This is a genomic window from Aeromonas oralensis (assembly GCF_049665575.1).
GTDB classification, from domain to species: domain Bacteria; phylum Pseudomonadota; class Gammaproteobacteria; order Enterobacterales; family Aeromonadaceae; genus Aeromonas; species Aeromonas hydrophila.
The window spans coordinates 4,480,980-4,498,001 of sequence record NZ_CP187186.1 but is presented as its reverse complement, the minus strand read 5'-3'; the positions used below and the strand labels follow the sequence as shown (position 1 = coordinate 4,498,001).

Below are 17,022 nucleotides of genomic sequence, written 5' to 3'. Positions count from 1 at the left end.
ATGGTTTTCTTTATGATCCCCAGCCCTCGCCCGTGGGCGAGCCAATGCACCACTCAATTCACTACCGTATCGGGGTCCCCCATGTCCGATCAGCGTCACGATCTTCGTCAACAAGCACTCGATTACCACGCCCAGCCCGTGCCGGGCAAAATCGCCATCGCCCTCACCAAGCCCGCCGAGACCGCCCGCGATCTGGCGCTGGCCTACAGCCCGGGCGTTGCCGAGCCGGTGCGCGAGATCGCCGCCAACCCGGCCGATGCCTACCGCTACACCGGCAAGGGCAACCTGGTGGCCGTCATCTCCAACGGCACCGCCATCCTGGGGCTGGGCAATCTGGGCCCGCTGGCCTCCAAGCCGGTGATGGAGGGCAAGGCCCTGCTGTTCAAGCGCTTTGCCGGCATCGACGCCATCGACATCGAAGTGAAGCACGAGACCAGCGCGCAGTTCATCGACACGGTTGCCGCCATCGCCGACACCTTCGGCGGCATCAACCTGGAAGACCTCAAGGCACCCGAGTGCTTCGAGATCGAACAGGCGCTGATCGAGCGCTGCGACATTCCGGTGTTCCACGATGATCAGCACGGTACCGCCATCGTCACCGCCGCCGGCCTGCTCAACGCGCTGGAAGTGCAGGGCAAGCAGATTGGCGACAGCCGCATCGTCTGCATGGGTGCCGGGGCTGCTGCCACCGCCTGCATGGACCTGCTGATCAAGTGTGGCGCCAAGCCCCACAACATCTTCATGCTGGATCGTCAGGGCGTCATCCACAGCGGTCGCACCGATCTGAACCAGTACAAGCAGCGCTTCGCCAACGACACCCCCCTGCGCACCCTGATGGAGGTGATCGACGGGGCGGACGTGTTCGTCGGCGTCTCCGGCCCGGATGTGCTGCCCGCCGAGGCGGTGGCCCTGATGGCCGCCAACCCGGTGATCTTCGCCTGCTCCAACCCGGATCCCGAGATCAAGCCGGCGCTGGCTCACGCAGTGCGCGGTGACCTCATCATGGGCACCGGTCGTTCCGACTATCCGAACCAGATCAACAACGTGCTCTGCTTCCCCTTCATCTTCCGCGGTGCCCTTGACGCTCGTGCCAGCCGCATCAACGATGCCATGAAGATCGCCGCGGTCGAGGCGATCCGCGCGCTGGCCAAAGAGCCGGTACCGGCCGAGGTGCTGACCGCCGCCGGCGTCAGCGAGCTGGCCTTTGGCAAGGACTACGTCATTCCCAAGCCGATGGATGCCCGTCTGCTGCCGCGCGTCGCCCGTGCCGTGGCACTGGCGGCGGTGGAGTCCGGGGTGGCCCGCGTTGCCTTGCCGGCGGACTACATGCTGGGTTGAATCACTGCACCCGCGCACAGAAAACAAAAGGGGCCCCATGTCGGGGCCCCTTTTCATTACGGGAAGCTTGTTGGTCGATTACTTGGTCTTGGGAGCAACCTTGACGGCCGGCGCCTTGGCGTGGGCAGCCTTGTGGTGTTTTTTCACGACCTTGGTCTGGGTAGCCTGGGGAGCGGCAGCCTTGGTCGGGGTGGCAGCCATGGTGAAGCCGGAGGTCAGGGCGAAGACAGCAGCCAGGCTCAGGGGGATCAGCTTGTTCATATTCCAGTTCCTCATTCGGGTTGATGACATGGAGCGTTTCTCCATGACTTCATCCTAGGGCTGTTCGACCTGCGGTTCAGTGAGTGACTGGTGACGGTTTGTATCCAAATGTACAGGCAGCATCAGGCAGAAACGGGCACCGCTGCTGCTGGGCAGCAGTTGCACTTCGCCGCCGTGGTGGCGGGCGATGCTGCGCACGATGGCCAGCCCCAGCCCGGCGCCGCCGGTACGTCGGTCGCGGCTCTGATCCAGCCGCACGAAGGGCTCGAAGATCTGCGGCGCCAGCGCGGGATCGATGCCGGTGCCGTCGTCGGCCACCTCCAGCAGATAGTGATCCTGCTGACGCGCCATGCTGAGGGTCACCCGGCTGGCGGCGTGGCGCAGGGCGTTGCCGATGAGGTTTTCCAGCGCCCGATCCAGCAGACGAGTATCGCCGCGCCAGGGCAGGGCCATGGCCGGGCGCACGAAGTCGAGCCGCTTGTCCGGCCGCAGCGCCTGCCAGTCGGCAAGGCGGCTGCCGGCCCAACTGCCGAGCTCCAGCTCGCTGCATTGCAGCGGCAGCTCGGGGCGATCTAGCCTGGCGTAGGTGAGCATCTCCTCGATGAGGGCGTCCAGCGCGCCAAGATCCCGCTCCAGCCCCTGTTGCTCCTCGGCCGAGGGCGCCGGATCCAGCATGGCGAGCCGGTAGCGCAGCCGCACCAGCGGGGTGCGCAGCTCGTGGGCGATGGCATCGGTCAGCTGCTTACGGCTGGCCAGCATGGCCTGCAGCTGCTCGGTCATCTGGTCGAAGGTGCGGCCGACCCGGCCCAGGCTGCTGCCGGGTGGCAAACGGGTGCGGCAGGAGAGATCGCCGTCGCCGACCCGGCGGGCGGTCTGTTCGAGCTGTTGCAGGCCGCGCCAGTGCGGGCGCAGCCAGAGCAGGATCGGCAGCCCCAGCGAGAGACCGATGACCAGCAGCAGCCCCACGTCGACCCAGTGCAGTTCGTGCAGGTAGGAGAGATAGGGCACGGGGCCGACGATCAGCACCTGATCGGTGCCCGGAATGCGTTGCAGGAAGGTGTCATCCTCCTCGACGATGACGATGTTGCCCGCCTCCAGAAAGGCCTGATCCTCGTTGGCCAGCGGCTGGTTGGCGAGGGCGCCGATCTGCAGTGGCAGGGTGAGCTGGCGGCTCTGCTCCGCCATGCGGGCGGGCCAGTGCTCCGGCGGCAAGCGGGCCAGCTCGCCGGTGAGCAGGCCGAGGGATCCCTGCATCATCCGCTCCAGATAGCGATCTCCCGCCCGCTCGGCGGTGACCTGATAGACCATGCCGACCAGCAGAATGGCCAGGGTGAAACAGCCGATCAGCAGCAGATAGAACTGGATGAACAGGCGGCGCATGGGGGCTCTCCTCTTGCCTGGATTACGTCTGGGCATTGCCTTGCTGCCCCCTCATCCCCAACCCTTCTCCCGCAAGGGGAGAAGGGAGCAGAGAGCATCAAGGTCATTCGGCGGGGCTTATTCCCAGGCCTGGGGTATTAGCAGGTAGCCCTTCTGGCGCACTGTCTTGATGCGGGTCGGGTTGCTGGTATCGTCCCCCAGCTTGCGGCGCAGGCGGGAGATGGCCACGTCCATGCTGCGATCCTGGCCGTCGTAGTCGCGACCGCGCAGGCTGCGAAACAGCGCCTCCCGCCCCAGGATCTGGCCGGCGTGGCAGGCCAGCTCCCACAGGAGATCAAAATCGGCGGTGGAGAGCGGAATGCTGTCGCCGTCAAGGCGCACGTCCCGGCCCGGGCCGTCGATCTGCAGCCGGCCGAACTGCAGGCGCTGGGGCGGTGTGCTGGCGACCACGGGTTGCGGGGCCTGCTGCCCCTGCTGGCGGAACTGGACCCGCAGCCGGGCCAGCAGCACGGGGGGCGGCGTGGTCTTGAGGATGTAGTCGTTGGCGCCCAGCTCCAGGCTCAGGATCTGGTTCATGTCGCTGTCCAGCGAGGTAAGCATGACGATGGGACCGGCAAAGCGCGGACGCAGATCCCGGCACAGGGAGAGACCATCCTGACCAGGCAGCATGATGTCGAGCAGCACCAGGTCCGGCTGCTCGGCCTCGACCCTGGCAAGTGCCAGATCGCCCCTCGGCTCCAGCAGCACTTCCATGTCGTGGCGGGCCAGCCAGCTGCTGATGAGCTGGCCTATCTCGGGATCATCTTCAACAAAAAGAATGCGTTGCATGGTGGCATGACACCCAGACTGTGGCGCGGATGCGCGTGCCGCCAGCATAGCGGCTCCGGCCGCCCCATGCACAGGGTTAAATAATCAAACAGGGCCCGCGGGCCCTGTCTTGCTGGTCGAGCGGGGCGACGTGCCCCGGAGGCATCAACCCGCCTTGCGTTTGAGATAGACGCCGGCTTCCATGTCGTGAACCCAGGGGGAAGTGGTTCGGACAGGGCGAAGCGGTCTCCCCGGCGGCATCAACCTGCCTTGCGTTTGAGATAGACCCCGGCTTCCATGTGGTGAGTCCAGGGGAACTGATCGAACAGGGCGAAGCGGGCGATTTCGTGGGTTTCGCCGAGCACCGCCATGTTGGCCTGCAGGGTCTCTGGGTTGCAGGAGATGTAGAGGATGTTGTCGTAATCCTGCACCAGCTTGACGGTGGCGTCGTCGAGGCCGGCCCGGGGCGGGTCGACGAAGATGGTGTTGCACTGGTAGGCGGAGAGATCGACCCCCTTGAGGCGGTTGAACTCCCGCTCGCCGCGCATCGCCATGGTGAACTCCTCGGCCGACATGCGCAGGATGATCAGGTTGTCGACGCCGTTGGCGGCGATGTTGAACTGGGCGGAGTCCACGCTCGGCTTGGCGATCTCGGTGGCCAGCACTTTGCGGAAGTTCTGCGCTAGGGCGATGGAGAAGTTGCCGTTGCCGCAGTAGAGCTCCAGCAGGTCGCCCTCGCTCCCCTTGGTCACGTCCAGCGCCCAGCCCAGCATCTGTTCGTTGATGGCGGCGTTGGGCTGGGTGAAGCTGTTCTCCACCTGCTTGTAGACCAGCTCGCGGCCCTGCACATTCAACCGTTCGATGACGAACTCCTCCCCCAGGCAGATTTTCTGCTTGTGAGCACGGCCAATCAGCTGCAGCTCGAACCCCTTGGCCCGCAGGTCGGCCTGCAGCGCCTCGGCGGCCTGCTGCCACTCGCTCTCCAGCTTGCGGTGGTAGAGCAGGCTGACGCAGATCTGGCCGGACTGGGTGGAGAGGTAGTCGATCTGGAACAGCTTGCGGCGCAGCACGGGGTGCGGGCGCAGCCCTTCCAGCAGCACCGGCATCAGCTGGTTGATGAGGCGGCTGGCGGTGGGGAACTGGTCGACCCGGATGATCTCCTTGGTGGCCGGCGCATACATGCAGTGGTACAGGTCGTCACCGTCGTGCCAGATGCGAAACTCGGCGCGCATCCGGTAGTGTTCGGCGGGGGAGGCGTGCACTTCCAGCGCAGGCAGGGTGAAGTCGGCAAACAACCCGCAGAGGCGCTCGCGCTTCTCGTCGAGCTGGGCCTGGTAGTCGGCCGGGGTTCGAAGGGGCGCCGGGTCGGCGGAAACCTGCTGGGATTGGGTCATGATTTACCTCACATGCACACCGGTCTGGCCGGGTCGAAATCGGGGGAAGCCTGCAGCCACCCAAAGGGGGCCGATTTTAAAAGGCCGCCGCAGATTGTCCAGTATTTTGTGGTCAAGAAGTGTGCAGTCAGGCCGATAGCTGATCTACAGGCATGGTGGGAGGACACATTATGCAGATCGACGGAGTGGGCGCGGCCCAACCCAAGGGAGTGGGTGTTGCTCCCAAATCGCCCCAGCAGGCGGACTCGAAGCCGGTAAGCAACGGGGACGAAGTCTCGTTGCACAAGGCGCCGAAATGGGCGCAGGTGCTGGTGCAGCAGGCGCTGCAGTTCGCGCTGGAGATCAATGGCCAGGGCTACAAGGCGCCCAAGGCGCAGGATCAGCCGGAGGCGGTGACCCCGGATACCCTGTTCGACTTTCAGTCGGTGGCCGACAACGTGCTGCAGTTCGTCACCGCCGGCTGGGGGCTGCCCGGGCCGACGGCAAGTCGGACGACAGCCTGACCGGCATGATGGAGCAGGCCCGCAAGGGGGTGGACAAGGGCTTTGGCGACGCCAGGAAGCAGCTCGGCGACTGGGCCGACAACGAAGACATCAAGACCGGCATGGATCAGAGCTACAAGCTGATCCAGGAGGGGCTCGACCAGTTCGAGAAGGAGTTCTTCGGCAAGGTCTCCACCACCGACATGGGCCAGGCCGAGATGGCCAGCCGCCAGCAGGGCTCGCTGGAGATCCAGACCAAGGATGGCGACAAGGTGGTGCTGCGCTTCAACGACAGCTGGCAGACCAAGTCCCAGAAGGATGACAGCGGCAGCCAGTTCAGCCTCAAGTCGAGCCAGAGCTTCAGCTTCTCGCTGGAGGGCAACCTGAGCAGCGAGGAGATGGACTCCATCGGCAAGCTGGTCAAGGGGATCGACGATCTGGCCGGCAACTTCTTCTCCGGCAATTTCGACGACCTGTTGAAGAAGGCGGGCGAGCTGAAGCTGGATGACAGCCAGCTGGCCTCCTATTCGCTCAAGCTCAAGCAGAGCCTCAAGCTGAGCCAAACCTATCAGGGGGCGCACTCCCTGCAGGAGATGCTCAAGCCGCTGGCGGACTACCTGCCCAAGCTGGATCAGGTGCAGCAGCAGGCGGATTCTCTGCTGCCGGCATCCCAGCAGCAGGCGCTGACGCCGGCGGTGCTGGCGGCCCGTGGCCAGAGCGATCCGGCCCAGGTGGGCAGCTTCACCAGCTTCAACCAGCGGATGCTGGATGCGCTGCGGATGATCGGCCAGTTCCAGCCGGCGACGGATGCCAGCAGCAAGAGCGTCTGAACCGTTTCGAATCGAGGACCATGACCGGCCGTTTGCCAGCTCCTGCGGGGGCTGGCAAACTGGCCTTTTTCCCGATCCGGCCAGCCCATGAACCCGAAAAAGCCCAGAGACAAGCGCGAGCTTTGCTACCCCTTCATCTTCGAAACCCAGTTCCAGTGTGACTACGAGATCGCCACCGACGAGCTCTGCTGCCAGGTGGGCGCCGTATTGTCACACCTGGCTCCGGAGGCCGAGATTGCGCCTATGCAGGCGGATCTCGCGGCGCTGCAGCGGCTTATCTACAACCTCAATGGCTCGGTACGCGGCAGGCTCGGCATCTTCGAGGAGGATCTGGCGTGGCTGAAGGGGCGTTACGATCACTACAACGAGGCGAGTCGCGGCCGGGTCACCGGTTTCGTGCTGCCGCAAGGGCCGCAGCCGATCCCGACCCTGCACCTGTGCCGCTGCGGCAGCAAGAAAGTGGTGCGGCTGCTGGTGCGGCTGGAAGAGAGCGGGGTGCGCTTCGACCCCATCCTCTATCGGTTCGCCAACCTGCTGGCCAACTTCTTCTTCGTGCTGACCGTCTACCTCAAGCAGTTGTGGCAGGTGGACGAGGTACCCTACGTCAGCATCAACTACTGAATACGGCCAAAAAAGCTTTTGTTTTTCATGAAGATCAAACACGATCATCCCATTTGTCGGTCGCCGGGATGGTTCCGGTAGCGCAGTGGGGAAGGTCATGACCATGCTTCATCTCAGTGGCAGTTCGTTCTTGATGCCGGGCAACCTCGCCTGGCGCCCCCTGGCTGAATACGGCGAAGTGCAGGTGGCCCCCCATGGCCAGTGGTTGCAGACCCTGATGCACCAGAGCGCCGATGCCGCGGCCGGGACCCACATCATCATCTGGCTGTGGGAAGATCTGGTGCCTGCACGGACATTGCAGGAGTGGGGCCGTCTGGCGCAGGACGAGCAGCAACTGGCGGTTGCCGCCTTTGTCGACGCGCTCTGCTTGCCTCTGTTGCAGCATCTGCAGCGCCGCCCGCAGGATCACCTGCTGGTGGGGGCCTGCAGCCATGCGCCGCTCTGTGTCTATGGCCCGGCCCCTGCCGTGCTCGCCGCGCTGGCCAGTGCGTTCGAGCAGCAGATGGCCCGCCTGCGCCTGCAGCAACCGGGCCTGGACGACCTGCACCTGCCGCTCTGGCTGCAACAGCATGGCCGTCAGCACTGCTTCGATCGGCGCAACCTCTATCTGATGTCCTGCCCCTTCTCCATGGCAGGTCTGGCCAGCCTGGCGCAGTGGATTCTTCCCTTGCTGCAGCGGTTGCAGCAACCCGCCCACAAGGTGCTGGTGCTCGACTGCGACAATACCCTGTGGGGCGGCGTGGTCGGCGAAGACGGTGTCGGCGGCGTTCTGCTGGGACAGGACGGGATGGGCCGGCTCTACCAGGCCTTCCAGCAGGCGGCCAGCCACTGGCACGGGCAGGGCATAGTGCTGGCGCTCTGCTCCAAGAATCTGGCGGACGATGTGTGGCGGCTGTTTGACGAGCATCCGGGCATGGTGCTGACACGGGCGCAGATCGCCGCTGCCGAAATCGGCTGGGAGCCCAAATCCCAGGGGTTGCGGCGGCTGGCCGCCCGCCTCAATGTCGGGTTGGACAGCCTGGTCTTCTGGGATGACAGCGAGCTGGAGCGGGCCGAGGTGCGGGCCAACTGCCCCGAGGTGATGGTGATGACCCCGCCGGCCGATCTCTGGAGCTGGCCGGATGCCCTGCTGACGCTGCCAGCCCTGTGCAGTCGCCACCAGAGCCGTGATGACGGCCTGCGGCAGCACTCCTATCAGGCCCAGGCCGAGGCCGAGGCGGTGCGCCGGCAACTGGGCGACGAGCACGCCTTCCTGCGACAATTGGCGCTGCAGGCTGACTGGCAGCCGTTCTCCCCGGGCAACCAGTTGCGAGCCGAACAGCTCAGCCAGAAGACCAATCAGTTCAACCTCTCCGGCCGCCGCTATCAGGCGGCGGAGCTGGCCCGGCTGGCCGCCGAGGGAGGCGACGTCTGGCTGGCCAGCCTGCGAGACAGGTTCGCCGATCACGGCATGACGGCCCTGCTGGTGGTGCGCTCGCTCGATGAGGGCAGGGCGCTGCTGGATACCCTGGCCATCAGCTGCCGGGTGCTGGGGCGCGGTTTTGAATACTGGCTGCTGGCGCAACTGGCAAACCATCTGCGGGCACAGGGCGTGACCGAGCTGGTCATCAGCCTGGTTGCCACCACCCGCAACCAGCCGGCACGGGATTTTCTGGCGAGCCTGCCAACCCGGCCGATAACCACTCCAGCGGGGTTGCTGCCGCTGGCGGACGAGGTTTTCCTCAGTCTGGATCTCTGCTCTCTTTCTCTCCCGTTTTTGGAGTTCTACGCCAATGAATGACCTTATCGCGCTGGCACACCAGCAGTTCCCCCAGGCCAGCGTCAATGCACAGTCTGCCCTCGGCAGTTTTCCCGAGTGGGATTCTCTGGGTCACTTCAACCTGCTGTTGCTGGTCGAACAGCACTATGCCGTGCGGTTCGAGCCGCACGAGCTGGCCGAGTTGAAGAGCCTGACCGACATCCAGCAAGCCCTGCTGCGCAAAGGGGTTGCCGTGTGAAACAGGCACTCGAGCAGGCGCTGACCGAGCTGGGGATCCCCAGAGGCGGCGCTCTGATGGTGCACTCGGATGCCATGGTGGTGGCCCAGTTTGCCGGCATGGGCAACGCCGCAGGCATCGCGGCCTTCTGGACATGCCTCGAGCAGTGGCTGGGCGGGCACCTGCTGGTGCCGACTTTCAGCTACAGCCCGATGGCGGACGAGTGCTTTGACCCTGCGCAGACCCCGAGCAAGGTGGGCTTGATGACGGAGCTGTTCCGCCAGCGAGAAGGGGTGGTGCGCACGCTCGATCCCGTCTTCAGCATGGCGATCAGCGGCCCGCAGGGGCCTGCGCTGGTGGCGCGGGAGTGTCACGATTGTTTCGGTCAGGAGAGCCCGTTCGGCTGGCTGGCTGAGCAGGATGGTTGGCTGCTGGGGCTGGGTTGCCACCCCGACCGCATCACCTTCACCCACTACGTGGAGCAGCGGCTGGCCGTCTCCTACCGCTATCACAAGATGTTTGCTGGCCGGGTGTGCGTAGACGGCGGCGTGCGGGAGTGGCAGGCGGATTACTATGTGCGCGACCTGTCGCTGGCCAGCGAAATCGACCTCTCCCGGCTGGTGGCCCTGCTGCAGGAGCGGGGTGCCTGGCGCCAGACGCTGTGCCAGCGGGTGCTGGTCTGGGCGGTGTCGTGCCGCGACTTCATCCTGGCTGCCAGCGAGTTGCTGGCAACGGCCCCATACGCCCTGATCCGGGCAGGAGGAGAACCCCATGCAGTTTGATCACATCGGACTGGTGGTGCCGGACCTGGCGAGCGGTGTGGCCTATTGCCGCGACGTGCTGGGGCTGAGCCGCTGCTCGGTTGCGGTGGAAGATCCGCTGCAACGGGTCTGGGTGCAGTTCGTGCATGACGACCATGGCCTCTGCTACGAGCTGGTCGCCCCGGCCTGCGAGGAGAGCCCGGTCGCCCAGGTGCTCAAGACCCGGCGCAACGTCATCAACCACCTTGCCTATCGGGTGAGCAACCTGCAGGAGAGCGCCGAACGGCTGCGCACACAGCGCCACCTGCCCCTCGGGCCCAGCCAGCCAGCCATCGCCTTTGGCGGCGCCCACGTCCAGTTTTTCCTGAGCCCCCTTGGCCACATTGTCGAATTGATCGAGGCATCCACCCCATGAGTTTTTCACCCAAGAGTGGCTATCTGCCCACTGACTGGGACGACCAGGCACAAGTCGGTGAGCAACTGCATCGACTGCTCACACTGCTGTTTCCGCTCAACCGCAGCCTGACCGGGGACGGGGTACGGCAGTCGCTGGCCCTGTGGCGCGAGCACTGTCTGCCCGAGCTGCAGATCCATGAAGTGGCCAGCGGCACCGAGTGCTTCGACTGGACCGTGCCTGACGAGTGGAACGTGCGGGAGGCCTACATAGTGGGGCCGGATGGACGCAGGGTGGTGGATTTCCAGGACCACAACCTGCATCTGGTCGGCTACTCGGAGCCGGTGCGCTGCACCCTCTCGCTGGCCGAACTGCAGCCCCATCTTCACTCTCTGCCCGAGCAACCGGACGCCATTCCCTATGTGACCTCCTACTACAAGCGTCGCTGGGGATTCTGTCTGCCCCATCGGCTGCGTGAGGCGCTGCCGGAGGGGGAATATCAGGTGGTGATCGATGCCACCCTGGCACCGGGCTCGCTCACCTATGGTGACTGGGTGCTGCCGGGGGAGAGCGAGCAGGAGATCCTGCTGTCGAGCTACACCTGTCACCCCTCCATGGCCAACAACGAGCTCTCCGGCCCCTGTGTCGGCGTCTTCCTGATGGCCTGGCTGGCGTCACTGCCCACACGCCGCTACAGCTACCGGCTGATGCTGGTGCCTGAAACCCTGGGGGCCATCGTCTATCTTTCTCGCCATCTGGACCAGCTCAAGCAGCGCACCTTGGCCGGCTTCAACCTGACCTGCCTTGGCGATGATCGCAGCTACTCCTTCCTGCCCTCACGCCAAGGCAACACGCTGGCGGATCGCATCGGTCGCCATGTGCTGGGTCATCTTGCGCCGGGTTACAAGGCTTACAGCTTCCTGGAGCGGGGCTCCAACGAGCGGCAGCTGTGCGCGCCCGGCATCGATCTGCCGGTCACCTCGGTGATGCGCAGCCGATACGGCTGTTATGCCGAGTACCACACCTCGCTCGATGACCTCTCACTGGTAACGCCGGCCGGTCTGGCCGGCGGCTTCCTGGCGCTGCGCCGCGCCATCGAGTGTCTGGAGCTGGACGAGCGCTGCGAGGTCACCGTGCTGGGCGAGCCCCAGCTCGGCAAGCGAGGGCTCTACCCGGACTTGTCGACCCGCTATTCGGGCTGGCAGGTGCGGGAGATGATGAATCTGCTGGCCTACAGCGACGGCAAGCTGACCCTGTTCGAGATCGCCGAGACCATAGGGGCGCCGTTCTGGCGAGTGGAGCCGCTGGCGCGGATGTTGCTGGATGCCGGGCTGCTGCGTCGCCTCAGCCCGCAACCGGACTACTCGATCACCAGATAGGTTGGTCCCGGGTTGTGCGGGGTACGGCGGATGGCGTAGCGATCCAGCCCCAGCACCTCCTTGAGAGCCAGGGTCTCCCCCGGAAAGGCGGGCCAGTTGAGCTCATCGAATGCCAGCACTGATCCCTTGGTCAGGTGCGGCTTGATGAGCTCGAGGCAGCGGCGGGTCGGCTCGTAGAGATCAAAGTCAAAATAGGCCAGCGCGACCATGGTCTCCGGCTGACGAGCCAGATAGGCCGGCAGCGTCTCGGTCACATCCCCCTTCACCAGCTCATGCTTGACGATATGGTCCAGCGGGCTTTCCGCCTCATGGGCGGCGAGCAGTTGGGCCAGATGCTGCTCATAGCCCGGCGTCACCCCGTAGGCTCCGGGCTGGATGGCGGCATCGCTGCCATCTTGCGGAGCGTGGGAAGGGAAGCCGCTGAAGGTATCGAATCCCACCAGCTTGCGGTTGTAGTTGTAGGGCTCATACATGCCGCGAAACGAGGAGAAGAGCGCCAGGTTCTGACCCCAGCGGGTACCGAAATCCATGATGACGCCGTGGACTGGCACGATCTTCTGATACAGCTCGTGCATGAACAGGATGCGGGAGAGCGACTGGCGCTTGAGGTAGAGGCCCAGGTTGTTCTGCAGCTCGGCCGCGGGCAGCGGGCTGGCGTGCAGCAACTCGCTGAAGGTTTGGCGACGTGACAGCTCCTGCTCGGAGGCGTTGGAAATGGCCTTGATCATCAATGGTCTCCTGTGGTGGTGTCGCCGGTCGGGGTCGACAGGCAGAGCACCACTTCATATTCGAGGTAGTCGGCCAGCCCCAGCCAGTCCTGGCGCTCCTGGCACTGCAGCAGGGCGGCTACCAGTCCGGGTGGCAGGTTGCCCTGCTCGGTGAGCACCTCTTGCAGCAGTTCCGGCAATGCCTGACTCGCGGCGACCGACTGCCCCAGCCGAAACTGGTGTGCCAGGGCGGTTAGGCGGGTGATCTGGCCGTTTTTCATTGCACGTACTCCGGGTGATAGCGGCAGCCGGCGATCTCCGCCCCTTCCCGGCTGCAGTTCCAGAACTGCACCTCGGGGTGGCGCGCTATGTAGCGCTCGAGCTCGGTGCGGTAGGCGGAAAAGTTCGGATTGGTCTTGACCCGCCGGCCATGACCGTCGAGGGTCCAGCTGAGTGCCAGCGCGGCGCTGGGACCGAGGGCACCGTCGGCCCAGCCCGAGTGGGTGAGCTCGCCGGGAAAGGCGAAGTCGGTACCCAGCAGGATGACCTGGTGGCAACCCATCTGCACGGCGAGATCCACGGCAGGATGAATGACGCTGCCGCCCGAGTGCAGCACGCCCTTGGGGAGCGTCTGCCGCAGCTGCTGATACATGGGGCTGCGGGAGTAGGCGGTCTTGCGCGGCCCCTGCCAGGCCAGCAGGGCTGCCGTGGGAACCGTGGGGTAATAGACCAGGGTGGTCTGGGCCGACTGGGCGGCGGGCAGTCGGTTGCCGTCGATGGCGTCATCGATGGTGACGACGATGTCGGGTCGGATGCCGTGGCCAAGCAAAAACGCCAGCGCGGTATCGACGCTGATCAGCAGGAAATCCTGCCGGCGGCGCTGCAACTGGGCCTGCAGGGTGGTCAGGTTGTGCTGCAGGGTCGGGCCGCTCGCCACGATCAGGGCCTGCTTGCCCTGAGCCAGACCAAACAGGGAGGCCACATCGCCGTCGCTGGCCAGCAGATCGCGGTTTTCGGCCAGCCGCCTAGTGACGTCGGGGTGCTCTGCATCGAACCTGGCCCGGGCGAACGGCAAGTCTATTTCACTCACCAGCCGGTCGCGGATGCGGGCGGCGGCATCTTCCACCAGCAGTAGCTCGGGCGGCAGGGCGAAGAAGGGCAGCCGCACCTCGCTTTCGTCGCCGGCCATCATCAGCTCGACCCTGGGATCCGTCAGCCAATCTTGCTGGTCCAGCAGCCGCAGCACCAGGGCAAACAGGGCGCCATTCATGATCTTCACTTCCAGCCGCTTGAGGCTGCTGCGCCCCAGCAGGGCGCGCGGCAGATCGCCAAGCCCGGTGCCGTAGAGGTGCAACACTGGCTGCTCGGGCAGGCTGGCGGCCTGCAGCTCGGCTTCCTTCACCCGGTCGTGCCGGCTGGTGAGCTGGATGCCGTGTAGGCTGAGGGTGGAGCCGAGCCCCTCGGTCAGCTCGGCCGGCAGGCTTTCAACGTCCTGTGCCAGCAGGCGGGGCCAGAGGGCGGGCCAGCGCTGGCTGATGAGCCTGCCATGCTGGTTGAAGAGATCATCACTCATCGTTATCTATCCACTCCCAGCTCAGCGGTTGATTGGCGCTCAAGCTGCGGTTGACCCGCTTGCCGATGAGTCGATCGTAATCGGCGGGGGGCAGGCCGAGGGCGGGGCGCACCGACTTGATGTGCGCTGCGGTGAGCACCTCGCCGGCTGCTATCTCCTTGACCAGATAGAGGGAGCGGCGAAACGCGCGGTTACCCTGTTCACTGGCGGTGAGCTGGTAATCGGCTACCCCGAGGGCGGCATGGGCGGTATTGACCGAGGCTACCAGCTCGGTGAGTTCGGCCGGTTCCATGGAGAAGGCGCAATCCGGCCCGCCGTCGGCGCGGGCCAGGGTGAAGTGCTTCTCGATCAGGGTCGCCCCGAGCGCGGTGGCGGCGATGGCCGTGGCGGACCCCAGGGTGTGATCGGAGAGTCCCACCTCGACCCCGAAACGCTGGCGCAACATGGGGATGGTACGCAGGTTGTACTCGGCGGCCGGTGCCGGATAGCCGCTGACGCAGTGCAGCAGGGCCAGCTGGCCGTTGCCGTGCTTGAGCGCCATCTCGACCGCGGCGGCGATCTCGGCCTCGTTCGCCATGCCGGTGGACATGATGAGCGGCTTGCCGGTCTGGGCGGCATAGCGGATGAGGGGCAAGTCCACCAGCTCGAAGGAGGCGATCTTGTAGGCCGGGCAGTCGAGGGATTCCAGCAGATCCACCGCACTGAAGTCGAACGGGCTGCTGAAGACCGTCAGTCCCAGCTCGCGCCCCTTGGCAAACAGGGCTTGGTGCCACTCCCAGGGGGTGTGCGCCCACTGGTAGAGATCGTACAGGTTGTGGCCATCCCACAAGCCGCCATGGATCTGGAACTCGGGCCTGTCACTGTTGAGGGTGATGGTGTCGGGCCGGTAGGTCTGCAGCTTGACCGCACTGGCCCCGGCCTCCTTGGTGGCGGTCATGATGGCCAGTGCACGCTCCAGGTTGCCGTTGTGGTTGGCCGACAGCTCGGCGATCACGTAGGGAGCCTGCGCCGGGCCGATGGATTGATGGGCGATCTGCATCTGTGTTCAGACTCCTTTGCCAAGTTGCCAGCCTTGCGGCGCCGGCTGCCAGGGGGCAGGGGGCGCTATCTGCGGTGGCTCGGCAAGATAGAGGGGAAATTGGGAGAAAATTGTCTGCAAGCGATGTGCCAGCTCTTGCCACTCCGTGGGCTGAAGTGGCCGGGTGGCCTGCCATGTCAGCCGCCGGCCGTTCAGCGTCAGGGTGAGCAGCGGCTGGTTATCGCAAAGGAAGCGCCACTGCCGGCCATCTGGTAACAGCTGATAATCCGATTGTTGCAGCAACCGGGCGGTGAGCCGATCCAGCCCCAACCCGTCCACCAGCTGCTGGCCACGGTGGCGGTAGTCGTCTGACTGTTGTTCAAGCCGTTGCAGAGCCTGCAGCAGTCGCTCAGGCTCGGCCAGCTCGCTCAGGGTCAGCCGCTCGGCCAGCTGAAAGCGGGCGATCACCTGGTCGTTAAACTGCTGGTTGTCGGCGATAGGCACTGCCAGGGTCGGCAGGCCGAGACAGGCCCGCTCCCAGGTCATGCCGCCGGCGGCGCCGATGGCGAAGTCGTGCCGGCTCATCAGGTCGGCCATCTGGTCGCTCTGGCGCAGCAGCACCAAATCGAGGTCGGCCAGCTCGGCCACTCTCTGTTCCAGCTCGGGCCAGAAGGGATTGGCGCCACCTGCCACCAGGGTCCACTGGATAGTGCGGGCCCAGGGTAGTCGGGCCAGGCTGTTGAGGGTGATGAGGCAGGCGCCGGCCGGGTCGGCACCGCCAAAGCAGATAAGCCCCCGTCGCCACTGACTGGCGTGTTGCCGCGCCAGCTGGCGATAGGCGGGACGCAGCAGGGCATAGTCGGTGCCCAGCAGCAGCCGGCAGCCGGCGGGGGTGAGCGGCTGGTAATCGGCGGTGCGGCGCAAGGGTCCCTGATCCAGCAGCAGCTGGCAGTGGTGTGTCCGGTCGGCCAGATCATCGATCACCAGCACGCGGCCGCAGTGGGCGGCCAGCTTGGTTTCGAGCCGCCGGTCAATCTGGTAGTGATCGAACACCAGCCAATCCGGCAGCAAGCCAGGCAACGGGCCAGCGTCATCGAGCGTGCTCAGGGGATGATGGTGATGGGGCCGCAGCAACGCCAGCAGGTGCGCCGGCAGATTGTGGCAGAGGAAGTGGCACTCGGCCCCGGCGGCGTGCAGCCGATCGGCGATGGCCAGACAGCGCATCAGGTGGCCCAAGCCGATCTTGGCGCCGGCGTCGAGGCGAAAGGCAACCTTAAACGTCATCTTGGGCCAGCACTTGATAGAGCAGTTCGGCCAGGTGCCAATCTTCCGGCGTATCGATGTCGACCACCCTGTGCCGCGGCAATATGTGGCCAATCCCTTCTCCCCCCACCGGGCTGATGCCTCCCAGCCAGGCCGCGCGACTGCCCCAGTAGAACTGGCCGGCATCCTGATAGGCGGGCTCCAGATCCTGGGAGCGTTTCGCCATCTGCTCCGGCCAGAACGGCGTGACTCGGCCTTGCGCGTCCATGCGTACCGCCCGCTGGATCGGGAAGCCGAATTCGGCCACTGTGTAGACGAAGGGAGCCTGGCTGGCGAGCAGGCGGTGGTGGGCGGCGCGCAGGTCGGCGGCCTGGATCAGCGGCACGGTGGCATAGATGCAGCAGTAGTGCTCTGCCTGGATGCCAAGCTGGTCGAGTCGCTGGATGGTGTCGATCACCACAGGAGTGGTGCCGGTATGGTCATCGGCCAGCGCGGCGCCCCGCAGGAAAGGCACCTCGGCCCCGAGGCGACGGGCCACCTCGGCGATCTCGGGGTCATCGGTGGAGACCACCACCCGACTGAAACAGCCCGAGTCTCTGGCCGCCCCAATGGCGTAGGCAATCATGGGCAAGCCGCAGAAGGGGCGGATGTTCTTGCGGGGAATGCGCTTGCTGCCGCCCCGTGCCGGGATGATGGCGATGGCCATGATGCTCTCTCCCTGAGGAGCCCGACGTGGTCGCCGGGCCGGATAATTGATGACAACTCGTTGATTATTTTTGAGATTATACCGAGTTTTCATCTTATATTATTGAGCTTTGCTACGGAATTGCCCGGTGAT

General features: G+C 65.2%; 17 protein-coding genes and 1 pseudogene. 8 read left to right on the top strand and 10 right to left on the bottom strand.

Features of this window, described 5'->3' with window-relative positions:
• Positions 1-81 precede the first annotated feature (81 nt).
• Entirely contained in the window at positions 82-1,338 is a 1,257-nt protein-coding gene (locus ACPDZI_RS21125; RefSeq protein WP_438833740.1) for a malic enzyme-like NAD(P)-binding protein, read from the top strand.
• A 78-nt stretch (positions 1,339-1,416) separates the two neighbouring features.
• On the opposite strand, the gene ACPDZI_RS21120 is transcribed toward ACPDZI_RS21125, so the two are convergent.
• From ACPDZI_RS21120 to trmA, 4 genes are all read right to left on the bottom strand, one after another.
• On the bottom strand, positions 1,417-1,599 hold the full coding sequence (locus ACPDZI_RS21120; protein WP_010635722.1) for a hypothetical protein: 183 nt from the start codon (positions 1,597-1,599) through the stop codon (positions 1,417-1,419).
• Between the two features lie 54 nt (positions 1,600-1,653).
• Positions 1,654-2,979, bottom strand: coding sequence for a two-component system sensor histidine kinase RstB (rstB, locus tag ACPDZI_RS21115; RefSeq protein WP_408766873.1), 1,326 nt, complete (start codon positions 2,977-2,979; stop codon positions 1,654-1,656).
• Positions 2,980-3,096: 117 nt separating this feature from the next.
• On the bottom strand, positions 3,097-3,807 hold the full coding sequence (gene rstA / locus ACPDZI_RS21110) for a two-component system response regulator RstA (RefSeq protein ID WP_168968168.1): 711 nt from the start codon (positions 3,805-3,807) through the stop codon (positions 3,097-3,099).
• Positions 3,808-4,046: 239 nt separating this feature from the next.
• Entirely contained in the window at positions 4,047-5,180 is a 1,134-nt protein-coding gene (trmA, locus tag ACPDZI_RS21105) for a tRNA (uridine(54)-C5)-methyltransferase TrmA (protein ID WP_171279881.1), read from the bottom strand.
• Positions 5,181-5,350: 170 nt separating this feature from the next.
• On the opposite strand from trmA, the pseudogene ACPDZI_RS21100 reads away from it, so the two are divergent.
• The 7 genes and pseudogenes from ACPDZI_RS21100 (at position 5,351) to ACPDZI_RS21070 (ending at position 11,623) form a co-directional block, all read left to right on the top strand.
• Positions 5,351-6,492: pseudogene (locus ACPDZI_RS21100) on the top strand (DUF5610 domain-containing protein).
• Between the two features lie 87 nt (positions 6,493-6,579).
• Positions 6,580-7,113 carry an ATP--cob(I)alamin adenosyltransferase gene (locus ACPDZI_RS21095; protein WP_011707846.1) on the top strand — a complete coding sequence of 178 codons (534 nt, stop codon included), beginning with the start codon at positions 6,580-6,582 and terminating at the stop codon, positions 7,111-7,113.
• 97 nt (positions 7,114-7,210) lie between these two features.
• Complete coding sequence (locus ACPDZI_RS21090) at positions 7,211-8,893, top strand: HAD-IIIC family phosphatase (protein WP_438833739.1); 1,683 nt, start codon at positions 7,211-7,213, stop codon at positions 8,891-8,893.
• Positions 8,886-9,110 (top strand): acyl carrier protein, encoded by a 225-nt coding sequence (locus ACPDZI_RS21085; protein WP_042879826.1) that lies wholly within the window; start codon positions 8,886-8,888, stop codon positions 9,108-9,110. The genes ACPDZI_RS21090 and ACPDZI_RS21085 overlap by 8 nt, the downstream gene beginning before the upstream one ends.
• Positions 9,107-9,871: an AAC(3) family N-acetyltransferase gene (locus ACPDZI_RS21080; protein ID WP_438833738.1), complete on the top strand. Its 765-nt coding sequence runs from the start codon at positions 9,107-9,109 to the stop codon at positions 9,869-9,871. The genes ACPDZI_RS21085 and ACPDZI_RS21080 overlap by 4 nt, the downstream gene beginning before the upstream one ends.
• Positions 9,861-10,265, top strand: coding sequence for a VOC family protein (locus ACPDZI_RS21075; RefSeq protein WP_168968182.1), 405 nt, complete (start codon positions 9,861-9,863; stop codon positions 10,263-10,265). The genes ACPDZI_RS21080 and ACPDZI_RS21075 overlap by 11 nt, the downstream gene beginning before the upstream one ends.
• On the top strand, positions 10,262-11,623 hold the full coding sequence (locus ACPDZI_RS21070; RefSeq protein WP_438833737.1) for a DUF4910 domain-containing protein: 1,362 nt from the start codon (positions 10,262-10,264) through the stop codon (positions 11,621-11,623). The genes ACPDZI_RS21075 and ACPDZI_RS21070 overlap by 4 nt, the downstream gene beginning before the upstream one ends.
• Here the strand turns inward: ACPDZI_RS21070 and ACPDZI_RS21065 are convergent.
• Genes ACPDZI_RS21065 through pseF form a run of 6 tightly spaced genes read right to left on the bottom strand, consistent with a single transcriptional unit; the run spans position 11,605 to position 16,890 of the window.
• Positions 11,605-12,351: a class I SAM-dependent methyltransferase gene (locus ACPDZI_RS21065; protein ID WP_202012196.1), complete on the bottom strand. Its 747-nt coding sequence runs from the start codon at positions 12,349-12,351 to the stop codon at positions 11,605-11,607. The two genes, ACPDZI_RS21070 and ACPDZI_RS21065, sit on opposite strands and share 19 nt — an antisense overlap.
• Positions 12,351-12,611, bottom strand: a complete 261-nt coding sequence (locus ACPDZI_RS21060) for a hypothetical protein (RefSeq protein ID WP_438833736.1) — start codon at positions 12,609-12,611, stop codon at positions 12,351-12,353. Before ACPDZI_RS21060 ends, ACPDZI_RS21065 begins: the two co-directional genes overlap by 1 nt.
• On the bottom strand, positions 12,608-13,903 hold the full coding sequence (locus ACPDZI_RS21055; protein WP_438833735.1) for a motility associated factor glycosyltransferase family protein: 1,296 nt from the start codon (positions 13,901-13,903) through the stop codon (positions 12,608-12,610). Before ACPDZI_RS21055 ends, ACPDZI_RS21060 begins: the two co-directional genes overlap by 4 nt.
• Positions 13,896-14,942: a pseudaminic acid synthase gene (pseI, locus tag ACPDZI_RS21050; protein WP_438833734.1), complete on the bottom strand. Its 1,047-nt coding sequence runs from the start codon at positions 14,940-14,942 to the stop codon at positions 13,896-13,898. The genes ACPDZI_RS21055 and pseI overlap by 8 nt, the downstream gene beginning before the upstream one ends.
• 6 nt (positions 14,943-14,948) lie before the next feature.
• The gene (pseG, locus tag ACPDZI_RS21045) at positions 14,949-16,205 is read right to left on the bottom strand and encodes a UDP-2,4-diacetamido-2,4,6-trideoxy-beta-L-altropyranose hydrolase (RefSeq protein WP_438833733.1); all 1,257 of its coding nucleotides are present in this window, start codon (positions 16,203-16,205) and stop codon (positions 14,949-14,951) included.
• Complete coding sequence (gene pseF, locus ACPDZI_RS21040; protein WP_438833732.1) at positions 16,195-16,890, bottom strand: pseudaminic acid cytidylyltransferase; 696 nt, start codon at positions 16,888-16,890, stop codon at positions 16,195-16,197. Before pseF ends, pseG begins: the two co-directional genes overlap by 11 nt.
• Between the last annotated feature and the right edge of the window lie 132 nt (positions 16,891-17,022).